At 46.2% G+C, this 19,375-nt stretch carries 12 protein-coding genes and 1 rRNA gene (1 of these 13 only partly in view); 6 read left to right on the plus strand and 7 right to left on the minus strand.

Annotated elements, in window-relative coordinates; translation table 11 throughout:
- Positions 1 to 86 precede the first annotated feature (86 nt).
- Positions 87 to 2,219, minus strand: coding sequence for a glycosyl hydrolase 115 family protein (locus ONT19_RS14670; protein ID WP_264953196.1), 2,133 nt, complete (start codon positions 2,217 to 2,219; stop codon positions 87 to 89).
- A gap of 170 nt (positions 2,220 to 2,389) precedes the next feature.
- On the opposite strand from ONT19_RS14670, the gene ONT19_RS14675 reads away from it, so the two are divergent.
- Positions 2,390 to 3,490, plus strand: a complete 1,101-nt coding sequence (locus tag ONT19_RS14675) for a P-loop NTPase (protein ID WP_264953422.1) — start codon at positions 2,390 to 2,392, stop codon at positions 3,488 to 3,490.
- A 182-nt stretch (positions 3,491 to 3,672) separates the two neighbouring features.
- On the opposite strand, the gene ONT19_RS14680 is transcribed toward ONT19_RS14675, so the two are convergent.
- From ONT19_RS14680 to ONT19_RS14700, 5 genes are all read right to left on the minus strand, one after another.
- On the minus strand, positions 3,673 to 4,932 hold the full coding sequence (locus tag ONT19_RS14680) for an ABC transporter permease (RefSeq protein ID WP_264953197.1): 1,260 nt from the start codon (positions 4,930 to 4,932) through the stop codon (positions 3,673 to 3,675).
- On the minus strand, positions 4,932 to 6,095 hold the full coding sequence (locus tag ONT19_RS14685) for an ABC transporter permease (protein ID WP_264953198.1): 1,164 nt from the start codon (positions 6,093 to 6,095) through the stop codon (positions 4,932 to 4,934). Before ONT19_RS14685 ends, ONT19_RS14680 begins: the two co-directional genes overlap by 1 nt.
- Positions 6,096 to 6,100: 5 nt before the next feature.
- On the minus strand, positions 6,101 to 7,084 hold the full coding sequence (locus tag ONT19_RS14690) for an HlyD family secretion protein (protein WP_117694550.1): 984 nt from the start codon (positions 7,082 to 7,084) through the stop codon (positions 6,101 to 6,103).
- Positions 7,085 to 7,118: 34 nt separating this feature from the next.
- A complete protein-coding gene (locus ONT19_RS14695; RefSeq protein WP_119237252.1) occupies positions 7,119 to 8,627 on the minus strand; it encodes a TolC family protein in 1,509 nt (502 codons plus the stop codon).
- 165 nt (positions 8,628 to 8,792) lie between these two features.
- Complete coding sequence (locus ONT19_RS14700) at positions 8,793 to 9,692, minus strand: FimB/Mfa2 family fimbrial subunit (protein ID WP_264953199.1); 900 nt, start codon at positions 9,690 to 9,692, stop codon at positions 8,793 to 8,795.
- Positions 9,693 to 9,914: 222 nt separating this feature from the next.
- On the opposite strand from ONT19_RS14700, the gene ONT19_RS14705 reads away from it, so the two are divergent.
- The 4 genes from ONT19_RS14705 to ONT19_RS14720 all read left to right on the plus strand — a co-directional run bounded on the left by ONT19_RS14705 (position 9,915) and on the right by ONT19_RS14720 (position 16,474).
- Positions 9,915 to 10,706, plus strand: a complete 792-nt coding sequence (locus tag ONT19_RS14705) for a Cof-type HAD-IIB family hydrolase (protein ID WP_153079363.1) — start codon at positions 9,915 to 9,917, stop codon at positions 10,704 to 10,706.
- Positions 10,707 to 11,088: 382 nt separating this feature from the next.
- On the plus strand, positions 11,089 to 14,250 hold the full coding sequence (locus ONT19_RS14710) for a SusC/RagA family TonB-linked outer membrane protein (protein ID WP_264953200.1): 3,162 nt from the start codon (positions 11,089 to 11,091) through the stop codon (positions 14,248 to 14,250).
- A gap of 18 nt (positions 14,251 to 14,268) precedes the next feature.
- Positions 14,269 to 15,864, plus strand: coding sequence for a SusD/RagB family nutrient-binding outer membrane lipoprotein (locus ONT19_RS14715; RefSeq protein ID WP_153082315.1), 1,596 nt, complete (start codon positions 14,269 to 14,271; stop codon positions 15,862 to 15,864).
- Positions 15,865 to 15,892: 28 nt separating this feature from the next.
- Positions 15,893 to 16,474, plus strand: a complete 582-nt coding sequence (locus ONT19_RS14720; RefSeq protein ID WP_118064767.1) for a lipid-binding protein — start codon at positions 15,893 to 15,895, stop codon at positions 16,472 to 16,474.
- A gap of 506 nt (positions 16,475 to 16,980) precedes the next feature.
- Here ONT19_RS14720 and ONT19_RS14725 read toward each other — a convergent pair.
- Positions 16,981 to 17,646 (minus strand): B3/B4 domain-containing protein, encoded by a 666-nt coding sequence (locus tag ONT19_RS14725; RefSeq protein WP_264953201.1) that lies wholly within the window; start codon positions 17,644 to 17,646, stop codon positions 16,981 to 16,983.
- A gap of 534 nt (positions 17,647 to 18,180) precedes the next feature.
- Between ONT19_RS14725 and ONT19_RS14730 the strand changes: the two genes are divergently transcribed.
- Positions 18,181 to 19,375, plus strand: a 16S ribosomal RNA gene (locus tag ONT19_RS14730) (it continues 337 nt past the right edge of the window).

Genomic DNA, 19,375 nt, shown 5'->3' on the forward strand with positions numbered 1-19,375 from the left:
CCCGCCATCATTTATGCCACAGCCCGGTCTTCATTTATGCCTCAGCCCGGTCTTTATTTAAGCCTGAAAAACTGCAGAAAAGCCTCTTATTTTGCTACTGGGAATACGTAATATTCTCTGTCTACATCGTAATCCAGAACCCACTGGTCAATCATCACATTATCGTCTAAAGCCTTGATGGTTACGTTGTGGCTGCCGTCAGGCAGCGTAACGTAGAAGCTCTTCAGCGTCTGTCCGCGCCACAGGTCAAACTTCCAGTCCTTAGAGTTGTAAACCTCCTTCAGCTGGCAGATTACCGGTTCGCCACGGTCTATACTCACACTCACCCTCATATCCTTTACAGCGTTAAGGAAGCAAGGAATAACGGCGATGGTGAAACGCGCATCACCGCTCTTGTCGCAGTAGAAATCATAGCTCAGACTGGCTCCCTTCGGCAATTTCACAGCCTTGCTGCTGTGACCTAACAGCGGACGGACGGTAATCTTCTCGGCTCCTTTTACGGCAGCCTGGGCAAGCGGCGATTCGGTAGCCTTGCTCCATTCGTAGGCATTCTTGGCAATGATGTCGCCGGTAACTACAGAGAGCGGCTTGAGATCGTTGCTGCGGTCGAAGGCATCTGCTTTCAACCGCTTGATGTCGGCAGCAGGCAGTGTGCCCGGAATCTGCGGAGCCTGCATCTCTGTACCGTTGGTAAGGATGAAATTCTTCCATTTGCCGTTTCTGATGCGACTGTAGTAGGCATTGAGCTGCTTCAGTTTGTTGTAAGCATCGATGCTCACAGCTGCTGCAGCCTTTGCCTCATCGTCTTTATTAAACAGCCCCGGACGGGCGATGTGTCTTGCTTCCTGTGCCTCCAGCTCCTTTTCGGCTACGAAGGCAGCTAGGAATATCGGATATTTCACTACCTCGAAGAAACCGTCTTTCTGGTTCTGAGGCAGCATGCGTTCGATGGATTCAGTCTTCGCCTTCAACAGGTCGTAGCGGTAGAGGAAACGCTCCAGTTCGTTGCCGAATTCGCCTGAATGAAACTCAGTATCGCCGTAAGGCATCGCCATATAAGCGGAATGGCGGATGCTGGTAAGGCGGTAATATTCTTCCATCAGAGGCATGATTTTCTTGCCCGTAATGGCGCCAAAGAATGCGTTGAGAGTGTTCTGGATATACGTTTTGCAACCTGCTTTCAGGGCATTTTTATTCCACGCCAGGTTCATCATCATAGCTAGCTGGAAGGTTGACTGCTTCGGATTGGTAATGTTGGCTATCCAGGCACAGTCTTCGTCGTTGTGAGCGGCAGAGCGGTGCGATTTGCCGTGCTGGGCATTCTTGCTCTCCAGATAATCCTTGCTGTTGAGCATTTCGAGCAGCAGACCCGGCGAGAGATAGCTCATCTCCATCTGTGCATCCGAGCATACCAGCTTCACATTCTCGATGGTTTTGCGGTGTTTCTTCTTGTGCTTCTTGCCCACGAACTCCGTCACCTTGTAGTTTTCCGCCACGCAGATGTCGAAACTGTCTACCACAGCCTTGTTGTAAGCAGCCTCGTGCCTGCCGTCTACCTGCCACAGCGTATTGGCTCTCAGGCGCAGCATCAGACGGGCGATGCGGCTGTAGTTCTGCGGTTTCATCCACTGGCTGTTGTTCAGGGCAAGTCCTCTGAATTCTATTCTCGGAACCTCTATCCACTGCTGGTCTACGGGTGTATAGAGGCTCTTGCGCTGAGCAGGCTGCAGGTCGTTCCATGCCGCCAGAGGCGAAACGCCAGCCAGCTCAGAGAGTTTCATGATGGCGTAAGCCGTTCCACGGGCGTTGCTTCCGATAACGATGAGTTTCCCTTTCCTCGTACCGATGTAGAAAGCATCCTTTGCGGTGATAATAAGATGCAGCGGCGCACCGAGTTTTTCTACTGCCGAAAACTCCTTGTTGGTGAGCTGGTCGAGCTGGTAAATCTGTATCGGAGCACCTGATTTTTCTTTCGCATCGAATCCGGTTACGGCTTTCATATCGCCCGCAAACTCCTTGAGGGCAATCTTCACTACAGGCGAAATGATAGAGTTGGTGGTATAAGATACTCTTCCGTAGCCGTCGGTCCAGTAAACGTTGGGTGCTGCGGTCTGAGTTTCCGTCTTCTTCACTTTGGTTTCGGTCAGCGCGTTGGCATTCAGGCTAGAGAAGCAGGCCAGAGCCAAGGCTACGCCTAATATAATCTTTTTATATTTCATTTTTCTTCCGTTTTTGTCTGTTCGGTTGTAGATTCGCTTTTTGCTGAAACTACATATTTCTGCAATTTGCAAAGATACATAAAAGTGTTTAATATCTGAAATTATTTAGTTTTTATTTGCTTATTACATTATTTATTGTTACTTTTGCACCAAATAAATAAAAAGAAATGATGACATTATATCCAAAATTGATTGAAGAGGCGCTTGCTACGGTGATTTATCCAGGCACCAAGAAGAACCTCATAGAGAGCGAGATGCTGGCAGATACGCCTAGCATCAATGGTATGAAGGTGAAGGTGGTTCTTCTCTTTCCTCGTGATACGGATCCTTTCCTCAAGAGTACGGTGAAGGCGGCCGAGGCTGCCATCCATTATCATATTTCGAAAGATGTAGAGGTGGAAATCGTTACTGAGTTCAAGTCGGCTCCTCGTCCTGAGGTAGGAAAGATGCTGCCACAGGTGAAGAACGTCATCGCTGTAAGTTCTGGTAAGGGTGGAGTAGGCAAGAGCACCGTTTCTGCCAATCTCGCCATTGCCCTGGCTAAGTTGGGCTATAAAGTAGGCTTGCTCGATACGGATATCTTCGGTCCTTCCATGCCTAAGATGTTCGGTGTGGAGGAGGAGCGTCCTTATTCTGTTCACAAGGACGGCAGAGACCTCATCGAACCTGTCGAGAAATATGGCGTGAAGCTCCTGAGTATCGGTTTCTTCGTAAGTCCTACTACGGCTACTCTGTGGCGCGGCGGAATGGCTTGTTCTGCCCTGAAGCAGCTGATTGCTGATGCTGACTGGGGTGAGTTGGATTACTTTATCCTCGATACGCCTCCTGGCACAAGCGATATTCATCTTACGCTGCTCCAGACGCTTTCCATTACGGGTGCAGTTATCGTAAGTACGCCTCAGCAGGTGGCGCTTGCCGATGCGAGAAAGGGTATTGACATGTATCAGAATGATAAGGTGAATGTGCCTATCCTCGGACTTATCGAGAACATGGCTTACTTTACGCCTGCCGAGCTGCCTGTGAACAAGTATTATATCTTTGGTAAGGAGGGTTGCAAGAATCTCGCTAAGGAAATGAATGTGCCTCTGCTCGCCCAGATTCCTATCGTTCAGAGCATCTGCGAGGGTGGTGATGATGGTGCGCCTGCTGCTACCAAGGTTGATTCCATTACCGGTCAGGCTTTCCTCAGCCTTGCCCAAAGCGTAGTAACGGTGGTGAACCGCAGAAATGCCGAGAAGGCTCCAACCAAGATTGTTAGTACTCATAAGTAAATGACCTGTTTGGAAAGGTCATATAAAATAAAAAGCTAGGATTGCCCTCAAGCAGTCCTAGCTTTTTTTATCAGAGGAGTTAACAGGTTAACAGTTAACAGCCCATTTTTTATAGTTGAAAGTTTATAATTTATAGGGCTTAGCCGTTAGCAAGATTGCTATAAACTTTTAGCTCTAAACTCTTAACTATCAACTATTTCTTCCGCCTCATCCTCTTCTTCTGCTACTTCGGCAGTAAGGTTTGCCTTGAGTCTTGCCGATCTCAGTTGCTGCCTGAAAACCAGGCAGGTAGCCAGGAAATAGACGCCCGTTTGTATCCAGAGTGCTCTGAATTCCGGCAGAATATCTGAAAGCGAAGCACCCATACTGCTGATTCTGAGGAACCCGCGGATGCCGAAAGTGGATGGGAAAACCCACGAAAATCCTTGCCAAAAGCCCGGAATATTGCTCAGGGGCCATGAAACTCCCGTCATAAAAAGCAACGGAACGGAGGTAAATACCACCAGAAGCATCACATTTTCACGATATCTTACCAGACACGACAGCATCAGACCGAAGAAAACGCACGAAAGAATGTAAGGAAGGAGAAAAACAAGAATGGTGGTCCACGTTACCATACTTACAAAACTGAACAGCTTAGGAACTACCAGCGTAAGATACATTCCCATCACGGCATAAACCATGAAATAAACCAATGCCTTGCCGAAAACAATGCGGAAAATACCGCCATAATGCTCGCTTACCGGTATGAGTTCGCGGTTTCTGTTGAGTTCTCTTGATGTTCCCGCTGCCATTCCTATGCCCAGCAGCATCGTCTGCTGCAGGATAAGAACCAGCACAGCCGGCAGAATGGCATTTCCGTAACCTCCTGTCGTGTTGAATATCGGAACCTCATCAAAGGCGAGCGGCTCGGTGGTGATCTCGTCGTCTCTATCCGTAAATCCTCCAGCCTGTGTTATCTGGATGCCCGAGTTGATGTGGCTGGCTACGGCTTGCGAGGTCTGATAAATCGCCTTATAGGTCAGCATCAGACTCATATCGCAGTAAACTCCCACATGCGCCTGTTCGCCCCGGTTCAGCTTCGTATCGAAGTCGGCAGGGAAGTAAAGGATTCCGTGAACCGCCTGTCTGCGCACCAGTTCCTTCGCCTCGTCCAGACTGTTGCAGTAATAGGTAGCCTTGGCATCTGGTGAAGCATCATAATCGCGGATAAACTCGCGAGAACTGTGACTGTGGCTCAGGTCCACAATCGCCGTATCCACTTCTCTCACCACCTCGTTGTTGTAGATCCAAGAGTAGAGCAGCGGATAACCCAGCGGCACCAGAATGCAGAAGATGAGCACACCCTCATCGCGGAAAACATTGCGCATTTCCGTCTTCCAGATGTAGCACATATCCCAGATGCCATTGATAATCTTATATAATAAACTACTTTTCTTCATTACGGTAAGTATTTATATACCAGCATTGCCTTCTTGATGTTCCAGATAGTGAGCATCGGCAGGGCACAGAACAGCACCATTGCGCCCCAGTGGAGCACAGCATCGCCCATCGGGAAACCATTGAAGATGTTTATCTGGTAAATCATATAATAGTGGCGCATCGGGAAGAGCTGGCCGATAGCCTGGATCGGTGAATCCATCGAGAAGAGCGGATAGGTGGCTCCGCAGATGGAGAAACTCACCACGCCCCACAACGAACAGATACTCATCGACATGCGCAATGAAGGCATCAGCCCGAAGACAAAGATGCCGAAACACTGGCAGGAGAGTACGCTCAGAACGCCTAACAGGATGATAGGCAGCGCGCCGCCCGGATGTGGAAACTGTAATACATAATAGATGTAGAATTCGAACAGCAGGAAGATACTCAGGAAGATGAGTGTCTGTGGCAGCATCTTACCCGCAATGGCGAGATAAGGATTGTTGCCTGCCATCCGCATCCAGTCTCTTGCCCGGTTGAACTTCAGTTCCGTACCTATAGAATAAGGTGTAATCAGGAAGATGAACAGCATGATGAGTCCCGGCACCATTACGCTCGAAAGATAATAGTTGTAGTTGGCGTATGGGTTACCTATCATGTGCAGGTCTACGGCGATAGGCTGCAGGAAGGTCATGATTTCATCATTTGTCTTTCCCAGCGCCGAAAGTTTCGCCATTCCTGCCGCCGCACCTCCCAGGGTAGAGATGGTTTTCAGATCGCGGAAGAGCAGGGAGCCGGCTGCCAGCGATACGCTGCTGTAATAGAATGAAATCTTAGGCTGCTTCTGGGCCATCAGGCCTGCCTCCGTTCCGTCAGGAATCAGCAGGAAGGCGTAGATTTCGTTCTTCTGGATAGCATGTCTTGCCTCTGCCATGTTCTCGTAATGAGCCACTACCTTGGTAGTCTGGAAGGCATCGAGCTTATGCACCAGCTGGCGCGATGTGGCGGAGTTGTCCTGATCTACTATGCCCACAGGCATGTCGGTAGGCACTCCTCCCTTCATCAGCGTGGTGAAGAAAATCACCACCACGATGGGGAAGATGACCATGCAGAAGAGATAAATGGGATTCTTCCACATGATGCCGCATTCTCTGTGGGCTATATGATATAATTTCTTAAACATAGATGTTATTTAATGATGAGTGACATTCCCGGGCGCAATCCCTCCAGCTTGGTGACAGGACGGGCCTTCACCTCGAATGTCTTGCGGTCGTAGTCGCCATTATCCTTGGTTGCCTTCCAGGTAGCGTAAGAGCCCTGGTCTTTCAGGTAGTAAACCTTCATCTTGATGTCCTTGTTGAAGGCTGGAACGAAAGCGGTGAACTCATCGCCCTTGTTCAGACCCTTGAGATGGTCTTCGCGAACATTGAAGGTTCCCCACATATCGCTCATGATAGAGATGCTCATGATAGGAGAGCCGAGACCTACCAGCTCACCTACCTTAGGATAGACATTGCTAACCTCGCCCTCGCACTGAGCCACCTGAACGGTCTCTTTCAGAAGATTCTTCACTACATCCACAGCGCTCTTCGAAGCCTGGGTGTTGTTGGCAGCCATGCGCTTCTCCTGTTCGCGGGCGCCATTCTTCGCCATATCGTACTGACTTCTGGCAGCAGCCACCTGAGCCTCTGTAGCCTTGTAGGCTGCGTAAGCCTCATCGCGCTTCTGACCGCTGATTACACCCTCGTTGAAGAGGTTCTGCATGCGGTCGTAGGTCTTTTTGGCGATAGTTGCGGCAGCTTCAGCCTGCTGAACCAACTGGTAAGCACCCTGAATCTGCTCCTTGCGTGCACCTGCATCCGTCAGGTCCTTCATAGCCTCGGCTGCAGCGTTGGTAGCCTGGAGCATCTGTTCCTGCGATTTCATTTCCGGCACTTCGAGGATGGCGAGCGTATCGCCCACATGAACGTAATCGCCTTCCTGAACGCGGAGCTCTACTACGCGTCCCGGCAGTTTGCAGGATACTCTGTATTCTGATACTTCTACCTCGCCCTGAATGGTGTCATCCTTCTGTTCCAAAGTGAAGAAACCGATGACGCCTACGAGAATGACTACTGCTGTAAAACCGATTACAGCGAGCAATATGTTGTTATGCTGTGATTTCTTAGACATTTTGCTTAATCTGAATTTAAAATTGTTATTATTATTACTGCAGGATACCGAGCGCCTTGTTCAGCCCAACCTGAGTCAGCTTCACGTCGATTTCTGCATCAATCTTCTGGCTCTGTGCTTTCTGCCAGGCAGTCTGTGCAGCCATCACGTCGGTAACCTCCATCACGCCTTCCTTGAAACCGAGGTTGGCGCATCTCAGGTTCTCATCTGCACTGGCGATGTTCTTCATTGCCATGTTGAGCTTCTTCTGGGCTTCCTTTACCTTAAACTGGCTTTGGGTAATCTGCAGATGAATCTTCTCTCTCGTATCATCCAGGTTCATCTGGGCGATATTGCTGGCAGCCTTGGCGGCTCTCACCTTGTAGGCGCCGTCGAACCAGTTCCATACCGGAACATGAACCATCACGCCTACGTTCCAGACTCCGGTAAACTTCTTCTGGAAACCATTGAATACGTTCGGGTTCGAAATCATGTAGCCGCCTGTCAGCATGACGTGAGGCAGATTGATGGCACGAACCATATTGGTAGCTTCTTTGGAGATGTCGAGCGCATTCTGCAGCATGCGGAGTTCCGGACGGGTGTTCATCGCCGAATCCTGTGCTGCCACTTTCTGCTGCTCGGTGTCAACAGGAGTTCCTGATAAAGCCAGGGTTTCCTTATCTTCATCGGCAAGTGTGATTTCCTGGTTCATCGGAATGCCGCAGAGCTGGCAGAGCAGCATCTTCGACAGGGCGAGTCCGTCTTCTGCCTGGGTAATCTGCATCTCAGCCTCGTTCACTTTCACGTCTACCTTCAGTCCGTCTGCCTTGGTGGCTACTCCCTGCTGAATCATCTTATGAACATCCTCGTTCAGTTTCTTTACGAGGTCGCGGTAGCTGATGGCGAGTTTCTGCTTCTGCTTCAGCGAAACGGCGAGCCAGTAAGCCTGGTCTATGCTGTAGAGCGTGCTCTGGGTCTGCTGGTCGAGATCATTCTCTGCAATCTGCTCTCCGATGTCGGCAATCTTGTTGGCTGCAATGATGGCTCCTCCCATATAGATAGGTTGGCGAACCATCACGCTTCCAGCCCAGATATTGCGGGTGTCGGTGCGGAAAGCATCTACCAGTTTCTCTCCCAGCGCATTGCCTTGCTGCTGCAGGGGGCCCAGTTTCTCATTCATCAGTCCGCCTATCTGCTGGGCTATCTCCGGGGTAATCATTCCCTGACTTACAAGTTGGCTCATCAGATTGCTGGCTCCTCCCGATATTCCTCCGGTAACAGTAGAGCCGATATTGCTGAATGTTGATTTCTGACCGTCGTTCAGCAGCGAAATCTCCCTGCTGAACCATTCGTAACCGCCTAAAGCATCTACTTTAGGAAGATATTTGGTACGTGCCGATTTCTTCATGTTGTACGCCACGTCTTTCTTGAGCTTCGAGGCATTGAGCTGCTTGTTGTTGCGCAGCGCCATGGCACGGCAACTGTCAAGGCTCAGCGTTTGTGCCTGAGCCCCGGCAGGAATCAATGCTCCCATCAGCATGATAAGAGTTATATATTTTTTCATCCTTTGTTTATAATATTATATAATATTGGATGCAAATTTATGGAATTATTCTTAAATGACAAAGAAATTTTGTTTATCAAATCTTTAAGAATCAAAAATTATATTGCATTGTGGAAAAATTGAACATACCTTCTGGTTTTCCGTAATCCCTTAATCGTCTGTTTCTTAGAAATTCACCCGTTCTGTCTCGCCCCAGGTAGGGTCTACGGTAATGCCTATTCCACCACCCGTACTGTCGTCTCCGCCACCGAATCCGTCAGCAATGGAAATCTCGGTATAGGCTGTTTTGTTCTGATGGATTTTCAAATCGGCTTTTTCAAAACTCTTTACCACCTTTGCATCGGCATCCAGAAAGCTGATACTCATCTTGATGTTCTTCTCTTCTTCATGTGGGAAGGTGTAGACGGTAAAGTCTCTGCCGCCATCTTTCATACTGAAATTCTCGGTCTGACGGCTGTTCACGCAGCCGAATCCGGTGGTTGCATCCAGGGTGCTGCTGCCGCCGGTATAATAGAACTTGATGCTCCTGATTTCTTCGGGAATGGTTTCGTCGGTAATATGTACCTTGAAGGCGCCAACTGCTCGCCTCAGGTTGATGTCTGTGGTGGCGCCCTCTTCGTTTACGCTCAACCTGCCGTAATAATAAAAGGTGTCGGTAAGTTTGTTGCTTGCAAACTTCACCTTCTCGGGTGCGCTGATAGAGCAGTTTCCCTTTCCGTTATGGGCAATCACCACCAGCCGGTATTCTCCTTCGTCCAGACTTACATAGGCTGTTCCGAAGCCATTGTCTGTTGAAAGCTGGTTCACCGTCTCCAGTTTCTCCTCTCCGTCAAAGATGGCAAGTGTCAGTCTGGAGCACACATCGCCCAGGGCAATCTGCTTGTCGGCAGCTTTGGTTGTCAGCAGACTTGTGCCTTCTATTTTCTGCACATGGATAGTTACATTGGCGTTTGCCTCACGTGATTTTCCGGTTGTTTCGTCAATCGAAAACTTTTCGCATGAAGTAAGCGTCGCTACGAGCATCAGCAACAGGGATGCCAGTAACCGATAGGGTTTCTTACTCATAACCGTTCTTATTTACTAGTTGCTCTATGCGTTATCTCGGAGTTTCCTCGGGCATAAAGATGTGGCAAATATACGTTTTTTCTCTTTTCGATGCAAGTAAAATCTAATAAATCTTTATATTTTTTGTCATTTATCTGTTTTTTCGTAATTTTGCATCGGTTTTTCTGTACTTACAGAGCCGATTTTGCATTATATATATAATAAGGTATAGAAGATATTGGTATGGATAAGAAGATAAAAGCATTGTTTTTCGATATTGACGGCACCCTGGTGAGTTTCAAGACCCACAAGATTCCGCAGAGCACGGTAGATGCCTTGGAGCAGGCTAAGAAGAATGGGGTAGAGGTGTATATTTCTACCGGTCGTCCGCAACTCATCATCAACAACCTCGGTCAGATAGAACATCTCATCGACGGTTACATCACCACCAATGGAGCCCGCTGTTTTGTAGGCGATAAGGTGGTGAGCCAGCACGCCATCCTTCCTGAAGATGTAAAGAAGATTATCGAGGCAGCCGACCGTGATGATTATCCGGCAATCGTCGTAGGAGAGCATCATCTCGCTATCCATCATTATACTGACGAGGTTTATGAAATCTTTGCCAAGGGACTGGGGGTGGATTGTGAAATCTTCCTGACCGATGTGAATGAATTGGGAGATGAGCAGGTTCTGCAGGTTACTCCTTTCTGTTCGGTAGAACAGGAGGCGCTCCTGATGCCTACGCTTCGCAACTGCACTTCGGGCAGATGGCATCCTGCCTTTACGGATATTACGGCAGCCGATGCGGATAAGGGCAAGGGCTTGCATGCAATGGCTGACTATCTGGGTTTGAACATAGATGAAACCATGGCTTTCGGCGATGGCGGCAATGATATTTCCATCGTCCGGGAGGCAGGCACCGGTGTTGCGATGGGCAATGCGGGAGATAATCTCAAGCAGGTAGCCGATTACATTACGACTCATGTGGATGAAGATGGTGTTAAGAATGCCCTCCTCCATTTTGGCGTGATTTAAATTCCCGGCGTTATTGACTTTTTTTTCATAACTCCCTATATATAATAAGGTGTAATCTTGATGAAGCCTTTTTGATAGGCGAGTTTCATTTTGATAAAATAATAAAGGCAAACGTGTTATTTGTTGTAGCGAATGGCGTGTTTGCCTTTCTGTTTTTAAAACTTCTCTTTTGTACCCAGTTTCTTCTTGTTATTTACTTTTTGAGGGAATAAATACCAAAAATGCTTACGAAAAGTAATAAAATATGCGAAAAATATACATAAAGTACCATAAAGTTGGTATTTTATATCAAATTGTTTGCTAAAAATTTGTTTAATTAGCAAAAAGTATGTATCTTTGCACCCGATATTTGTAAGTTGTTTAATTTTTAAGAGAGAGAATTATGGTAAAAAGACTGACCATGCTCATGGGGGGGCTTATTCTTTCAACAGGAATAGCCCTCGCTCAAACTACTGTTACAGGTAAGGTTGTTTCTCAGGAAGACGGTGAACCGGTTATTGGTGCATCAGTTAGAATTGTAGGAACTAAGACTGGAACGGCGACTGATGTCGATGGTAATTTTACGCTTCCTAATGCCAGCAAGGATGCTGTCTTGGAAATCAGTTACCTCGGCATGCAGACTAAAACAATGAAAGCATCTGCTAAGATGAAGATCATTTTGGCTTCTGATGCAAGAAATCTTGACGAGGTAGTTGTTACTGCCTTGGGTATGAAACGTTCAGAGAAAACTTTGGGTTATGCGGCCAGTACAGCCAACGCTTCTGAGTTGACTGTTGCTAAGTCTGGTTCCCTGATGAGTGGTCTTCAGGGTAAGATGGCTGGTGTGCAGATTTCTGGTGGTGGTGTTACAGGTACCTCTCAGAAAGTCGTAATTCGTGGTATTTCTTCTGTTTCTAGCAACAACCCATTGTATATTGTTGATGGTGTGCCTATCAACAATGACCGTTTGGGTGATAACTCTGTTGACTTTGGTAGTGGTGCAGGCGACATCAACCCAGAGGATATTGAATCGGTAACTGTATTGAAGGGTGCTTCTGCTACCGCTCTTTATGGTTCTCGTGCAGCCAATGGTGTTATCATGATTACTACAAAGAAGCCACAGGGTGACAAGAAGGCTTCTATCACTTACGATGGTTCTTTGACATTTACTGATGTGCTCCGTGTGCCAATGACTCAGAATCTCTTTGGTCAAGGTTGGGGTTCCTGGTCTAATGAGGAGAACGGTTCTTGGGGACCTCGTCTCGATGGTCGTGAGCACTGGTATGGTTCTACCGGTCTTTCTAACGGCGAGACTTTAACCAAGCCTTTTTCTTATGTTAAGAACAATATCCGTGACTTCTATCAGGTAGGTAAGGAATGGAACAACAACGTATCTCTCCGCTATGGTGATGAGAAAGTAGGTATTGTTGCATCTTATGGTAATGTAAGTTCTAATGGTATTACTCCTAATGATGGTGATACATATCATCGTAATACCTTCTCACTCCGTGGTTACGCCAATATCGACAGATTCCATCTGGACATGTCCCTGAACTATGTTCGCAAGGATATGCGCCGTTCTCGTGATATGTATATGGAGTTGCTCCAGGGTGCTTCTGATGTTCGTTTCACAGATATGAAGGATTACAACCTTGAGCGTAATAATGTAGATAACTACTATACATTGTATGCTAACAACCCATATTATATGGTAGATAACTTCTATTCTACTTACCAGGACGACCGTATTTATGGTAAGCTGGAGTTGTCATACGATATTACCAAGGATATCAAGGTAATTGGCCGTTTCGGTGGTGATTATACCAATTATAAGACCGAGCGCATCGAACCACGTATTCTTTATACCGAGGGTTCTTATCAGGCAACTGGTAATGGTACAACTGTTGGTAACCAGGGGTACTATTCTAAGTATCGTTCTCAGCGCGGACAGATTGACGCCAGCCTCTTGCTGACCGGCAATCATACTTTCGGTGATTTCTCGGTAGGTGCAACCTTAGGTTGGAACTTGAACCAGAGAAACTATGATAATGTAGGTGGTTATAATGAGCAGTTGGATATTCCAGGTTGGAATTCCTTGAGTAATACATCTTCCTATTCGATTACTGATACTGACTCATGGAATAGAAGATTGTTGGGTCTCTTGGGACAGGTTGAATTGGGTTATAAGGATTGGGCTTTCCTGAACCTTTCTGCCCGTAACGACTGGTCTTCTACTCTTCCTATGGGTGATAACAGCTTCTTCTATGGCGGTGCCAATGTGTCTGTGCTTCTGAATCAGGCTATTCCTGCTTTGAAGAATGTCAAGCAAATCGACTTGTTGAAGGTTCGTGCAGCTATAGGTCAGACAGGTAATGATGCTGATGTATATATGACTAATTCATATTATCGTCCATTCCAGTCTTATTATACATATTTGCCAATTTCCGGTGTTTCTGGTTTGACAGAGTATAACCGTTTGCCAAATAAGTCATTGAAGCCTGAGATTACAACTGAGTATGAGCTTGGTTTGAGCGGTACATTCTTTGGCAACCGTTTGAGCTTCGATGTGGCTTACTATGATCGTACAACCAAAAATCAGATTATCTCTGCTACTTTGGCTCCTGAGACAGGCTATACTTCTAACACCCGTAATGTAGGTAAACTTCAGAACAAGGGTATTGAGGCGATGGTTAATTTTACTCCTATCCGTACTAAGGATTGGGAGTGGAGTGTAGGTGCTACATACGCTAAGAACTGGAGTAAGGTGAAGGAACTTTGGGATGGTCTTGATGAATATACCATTCCTGTAGGTACTACAAGTACTGGTTTGTATTCTTCTATGCGTGGTGTATCTTACGTATTGAAGGTTGGTGAGCCTATCGGTATCTTCAAGTTGCCAGCAACACAGAAGGTAACAGATAAAAACAGTCCATATTATGGTTATAGAATCGTAAATGGTAATGGTTTCTTGCAGTCTAGTACTACAGATTATGATTATCTCGGTTCTTCTCAGCCAGATTTCGTAATGGGCTTCACCACACATCTGAAGTGGAAGAACTTGAGTCTTGCTGCAACGGGCGACTGGCATAAGGGTGGATTGATGTATTCTGAGACATCATATATCACTCACTTCAATGGTAACTCTACTGAGACCGTATTCAATGAGCGTGATGCTTTTGTTTATCCTCATTCTGTAAAGATTGTTGGTGGAGAGTATGTTGAGAATAATATTCCTGTAACTTCCAATTATATGAATTATGTTCAGGGTAACTATAGCTACAACCCGGAGGTGCGTCGTGATTTCGTTGTAAGCCGTTCTTACTTCAAACTCCGTGAGTTGGCTTTGACATACGATTTCCCTAAGACAATCACAAGTGCATTGAAGATGCAGAAGTTGTCTTTGAGTCTCGTTGGCCACAACTTGTTGCTCATCACTCCAAAGCATCAGAATTATATCGACCCTGAGTCTTCTAACTTTGGTAATGATATCAGTTCTGAGTTTGGTGAGACTATGGGTTCTGTGTCAACTCGCAACTATGGTATTAACTTGAAGGTTGTATTTTAATTAAAGGAGATTTCTTATATGAAAAGATATAAATTTTTAAGCGCAGCATTGCTGGGAGCTGTCTTGACAATGGGTACTGTTACTTCTTGTAGCGATTCTGGCTATTTGGATATCAACTACAACCCAAACTATCCTTCTACAGCTTCCTACAAGCAGTTGCTTCCGGCTGCCGAAGGTTCTATCGTAGCTGTCAGTGGTCTTTATCAGCAAATTACTGGTGACTTTTGGTGCCAGTATGTAACACAGGGTAATAGTACAAACCAGTATAATACATTGTCTAATTATGCTGTAACAACATCAGGTTCAATTCCTCCTGTTACTACGATTTGGCAGAATACATATGCCAACAGTCTGGAAGATTTAAAGCTGGCTTTGGCTTCTGCTGAAGAAAGTAAGGCTTGGAACTATTGGATGGTTGCCAAGGTTCTTCAGGCCTATAATTTCTTGGTATTGACTGATACTTATGGTGATATTCCGTTTACAGGTGCTCTTGATGTCGAAAACAATCCACATGCTGCATTTGATGATAGCAAAAACGTAGTATATCCGGGTATTCTGGAGATGCTGGATGCTGCCATTGCCAAACTCGATGATGCTAAAGCTGCAGAAAAAGCTTCACCTTTAGGAACTGCTGACTGTTTCTTGGGAGGCAGTATGGATAGCTGGGCAGGCTTTGCAAAGAGTTTGAAGTTGAAGATGTATCTCAAAGACTTCGACGCTCATAAATCTGATATTCAGGCTTTACTTAGTGCAGGTGGTCTTTTGGAGCAGGATTGTGCTTGGGTAAATTGGGAAGATGGTACTAATAAGGGCAATCCTCTTTATGAGTTTAATATCCGTCAGTTGAATACTACTGAGAATATTCGTGCTTGCCATACTTTCTTAGAGTATCTATTGGATAAGAAGGATCCTCGTATCATCAAGTTGTATGAGGTAACTGCTAATGCCAAAAATACTCTCGGCTATTCTTCTGATGAGGAACTGATAGCTCACATGGATGAATGCTACGAGGGCCTTCCTTGCGGAGATAAGCCAACTACTGATGAAACTACAGATGGTGGTATTGGAATCTCTAAGTCTTCTCGTATGAAACAGGCTTATGATGATGCTGTCTATCTGATGAACGAGGCTGAATGCGAATTGATGATTGCTGAGGCTTATGCTCGTCTGGGTAATACTGAAAAGGCAGAGGAGTATTATAATAAGGGTGTTCTTGCTGGTTTCAGCCGTTGGGGATTTGATGGCACAGCATTCGTTGATGGTGCTTACAAGTTCGATAAGGCCGATATGCTTCATAGTATCGCCATGCAGTATTGGGTAACTTATGCTGGTGCGAATGCTTATGATGGTTGGATGACCCGTAACCGTTTGGGTATTCCTGAGGTTCAGGCTAATATTACTGTTCGTAAGTCTACAACTGCTTTGCAGCGTGAATTGTCTGATGGTTATGTTTTAGGCAATTTGGTTGATCCAGGTGCTAGCAATATGAATGCCGGTGAGTATCCTATGCGATTGCTTTATCCTACAGCTACTACATTGTATAACTCTGCTGCTGCCAAGTATGTAGAAGAGAATGGAAACTCGCTGACCAAGAAACTTTGGTGGGAGAAGTAATGATTATTAATGTAATAAACGAAAAGTCATGAAGAAAATATTATATTTTTTGAGCTTTGTTTTCGTAGCATTGTTTACTGCATGCTCTGAGGGAGACGATTTCGATATCGATTATACTCCAATTGCTCCTATTGGTGGTCAGTATAGAATCAATGTGGAGAGAGGTTATGATGCTTCTAAAACAGATGCAGAGTATTGGGCTTCTAATCCAACAGATGCTGAATTCATCTTTAAGACTGATGGTACAGGAACCAATGAGGGTGTTCTCTATGCCTATCTCAGCAATACTACCGATTATGATAAGGATAAGGCATGGATTCGTGTAGGCTCAACTGCCTCTAAGGCAGCTTACGCCATCAATGCTAAGGTATCTATTGATATGAGTGCTTATACTTTCGGTGGTGAGAATGTGGATGATTTCATTGGTAACTCTGCTACAGCTACCGACAAGGTAACTGTTAGCGGTAAGTGTGGTCATAATACTTATACTACTGTATCTGGTACTGTGACAGATGCGATCAGTTTCACCTATTCCCGTTCTGACCAGCCTGGATATCATTATAGAGTAACAGGATTTAAGTCTACTGGTTGGGCTGAGGATAATAAGTAATATACTTTTGCTATACATGAATTATTCCTAGATGATGTTTCTAATGATAGTGTCTAGGAATAATATTAAAGATATAAGGCAAAGTGATTTGCCTCGTTGTTGACCACGTCAACACTTATATCTCTCTCGTCTTGGGGACTGGCGGTGGCCAGTCCCCTTTTTGAATTTATAGGAGAGATTTCTTGATTAATGATGGTGTGTCATAAGTCTGGATAATAGTTGGTGTATAACAGTTGACTACCGCATGCACAACAGCTGTTGTGCATGCGCATATCAGCTGTTATGCAAGCGCACAACAGCTGTTGTGCGATCGAAGATACTGACTGTCTCAACAACATATCCTATCTCTTCCAACAACTTATTCTGTCTCTTCCAACAACATATCCTATCTCTTTCAGCAACATATCCTATCTCTTTCAGCAACATATCCTATCTCTTCCAGCAACATAACCCATATTTACCAACGACAAGAAGAGGGTGAATCATAAACTTATGACACATCCTCTTTATTTGTAGATGAAGTAGCTGCCTCCATCACTCTGGCAATATTTCTTCAGAAGCTCGATAATGTATTCGGCATTCTCGCGGACGTGCTGTTCGTCTCCGTCATATCCGTTGATGAGAACCACCAGATGGGTGGTGTTAATACTCATTTTGGTTCGCTCGTTGTCGCTGGTCGGGGTTCCTACACCACCTGTCTTGTCTCTGTAAACAGGCAGACCTTCTATATTAATCATGCCTCTGCCGATACCTTCGTATGGTTCGCCGGCTTTGCCTACGCCCAGGGTCAGGGTGTCGCCTTCAAACTTGTCTGCATCAAATCCGCCGATGCTGTAGCCGTAGGCGATGCTTGCCAGGTTCACCAGATCCACCAGCGTATCTCTCTGGTAGAGTTCCTTGCCCTGCAGCATTCTGCGGATAAGGGCTTCTGATGCAGGACGGTAGCGAGATGGATCCTTGCCGCAGGCACGGTACACCTTTCGGGTGGCGGCAATTCCACTCATCTCTTTCAGCGATTCCGTGGTCAGCGTCTGTCTGTATTTCTCACCGAGGGCATTGATTTCATCCCAAAGTTCCTGACAATAAGGGGTGTTTCCCACATTGGCTTCCACGCATGCTCCCACAAAGGTGGGACATACCGATTCGATTTCTTCTGATACAATAATTTTCATAATGCAATTTCCGTTTTCTGTTAGACCTTACTGATTGGTAGGGCAAAAGTACGAAGAAATATTGGAATAGCCAAAAGTTCAGTCTATTTATATATATAATAAGGTGTAAAAAAGATTTAAATGTTTATAACTGTTAAATATTTGACTAAAATGAAACTTTTTTGCGAAAAGATTTGGTGGAATGAAAAATAGTTAGTACTTTTGCACTCGCTTTTGAGAAATCAAGCATTACTCAAAGCAATAAAGAAAGAGTTCTTTGAAAGATTTTACATAAACAGACAAGTAGTACAAGAAGCGGTTAACTTCTTAGAAATAAGAAAGTTGACTGGGTAAAAGAAACGAACCGTCAAGCAATTGACAAGTCAGGTTTACTAAGCTTCAATAAACGAAAAGGATATTCGTCCTAAGTACAGACAACAAACAAACCAAGCCGCAAGGCTAGGTAAAAATGATATTTTACAATTTTTGGAGCAGCGAGAGAAATGAAAGCTTGCTTTTATTTCCGAGTCGTGACAAAAATGTAGAGGATACTTTACAATGGAGAGTTTGATCCTGGCTCAGGATGAACGCTAGCTACAGGCTTAACACATGCAAGTCGAGGGGAAACGATATTGGAAGCTTGCTTCCGATGGGCGTCGACCGGCGCACGGGTGAGTAACGCGTATCCAACCTGCCCACCACTTGGGGATAACCTTGCGAAAGTAAGACTAATACCCAATGACGTCTCTAGAAGACATCTGAAAGAGATTAAAGATTTATCGGTGATGGATGGGGATGCGTCTGATTAGCTTGTTGGCGGGGTAACGGCCCACCAAGGCTACGATCAGTAGGGGTTCTGAGAGGAAGGTCCCCCACATTGGAACTGAGACACGGTCCAAACTCCTACGGGAGGCAGCAGTGAGGAATATTGGTCAATGGACGAGAGTCTGAACCAGCCAAGTAGCGTGCAGGATGACGGCCCTATGGGTTGTAAACTGCTTTTATAAGGGAATAAAGTGAGTCTCGTGAGACTTTTTGCATGTACCTTATGAATAAGGACCGGCTAATTCCGTGCCAGCAGCCGCGGTAATACGGAAGGTCCGGGCGTTATCCGGATTTATTGGGTTTAAAGGGAGCGTAGGCCGGAGATTAAGCGTGTTGTGAAATGTAGACGCTCAACGTCTGCACTGCAGCGCGAACTGGTTTCCTTGAGTACGCACAAAGTGGGCGGAATTCGTGGTGTAGCGGTGAAATGCTTAGATATCACGAAGAACTCCGATTGCGAAGGCAGCTCACTGGAGCGCAACTGACGCTGAAGCTCGAAAGTGCGGGTATCGAACAGGATTAGATACCCTGGTAGTCCGCACGGTAAACGATGGATGCCCGCTGTTGGTCTGAACAGGTCAGCGGCCAAGCGAAAGCATTAAGCATCCCACCTGGGGAGTACGCCGGCAACGGTGAAACTCAAAGGAATTGACGGGGGCCCGCACAAGCGGAGGAACATGTGGTTTAATTCGATGATACGCGAGGAACCTTACCCGGGCTTGAATTGCAGAGGAAGGATTTGGAGACAATGACGCCCTTCGGGGCCTCTGTGAAGGTGCTGCATGGTTGTCGTCAGCTCGTGCCGTGAGGTGTCGGCTTAAGTGCCATAACGAGCGCAACCCCTCTCCTTAGTTGCCATCAGGTCAAGCTGGGCACTCTGGGGACACTGCCACCGTAAGGTGTGAGGAAGGTGGGGATGACGTCA

The organism is Segatella copri (assembly GCF_026015625.1).
Taxonomy (GTDB): Bacteria; Bacteroidota; Bacteroidia; order Bacteroidales; family Bacteroidaceae; genus Prevotella; species Prevotella copri_H.

Excerpts from the sequence above, each read along its gene's own strand:
- ONT19_RS14710 (WP_264953200.1), top strand. The coding sequence starts at position 11,089 with ATGGTAAAAAGACTGACCATGCTCATGGGGGGGCTTATTCTTTCAACA.
- ONT19_RS14685 (WP_264953198.1), bottom strand. The coding sequence starts at position 6,095 with ATGTTTAAGAAATTATATCATATAGCCCACAGAGAATGCGGCATCATG.
- ONT19_RS14700 (WP_264953199.1), bottom strand. The coding sequence starts at position 9,692 with ATGAGTAAGAAACCCTATCGGTTACTGGCATCCCTGTTGCTGATGCTC.
- ONT19_RS14715 (WP_153082315.1), top strand. The coding sequence starts at position 14,269 with ATGAAAAGATATAAATTTTTAAGCGCAGCATTGCTGGGAGCTGTCTTG.
- ONT19_RS14720 (WP_118064767.1), top strand. The coding sequence starts at position 15,893 with ATGAAGAAAATATTATATTTTTTGAGCTTTGTTTTCGTAGCATTGTTT.
- ONT19_RS14695 (WP_119237252.1), bottom strand. The coding sequence starts at position 8,627 with ATGAAAAAATATATAACTCTTATCATGCTGATGGGAGCATTGATTCCT.
- ONT19_RS14725 (WP_264953201.1), bottom strand. The coding sequence starts at position 17,646 with ATGAAAATTATTGTATCAGAAGAAATCGAATCGGTATGTCCCACCTTT.
- ONT19_RS14690 (WP_117694550.1), bottom strand. The coding sequence starts at position 7,084 with ATGTCTAAGAAATCACAGCATAACAACATATTGCTCGCTGTAATCGGT.
- ONT19_RS14675 (WP_264953422.1), top strand. The coding sequence starts at position 2,390 with ATGACATTATATCCAAAATTGATTGAAGAGGCGCTTGCTACGGTGATT.
- ONT19_RS14680 (WP_264953197.1), bottom strand. The coding sequence starts at position 4,932 with ATGAAGAAAAGTAGTTTATTATATAAGATTATCAATGGCATCTGGGAT.
- ONT19_RS14670 (WP_264953196.1), bottom strand. The coding sequence starts at position 2,219 with ATGAAATATAAAAAGATTATATTAGGCGTAGCCTTGGCTCTGGCCTGC.
- ONT19_RS14705 (WP_153079363.1), top strand. The coding sequence starts at position 9,915 with ATGGATAAGAAGATAAAAGCATTGTTTTTCGATATTGACGGCACCCTG.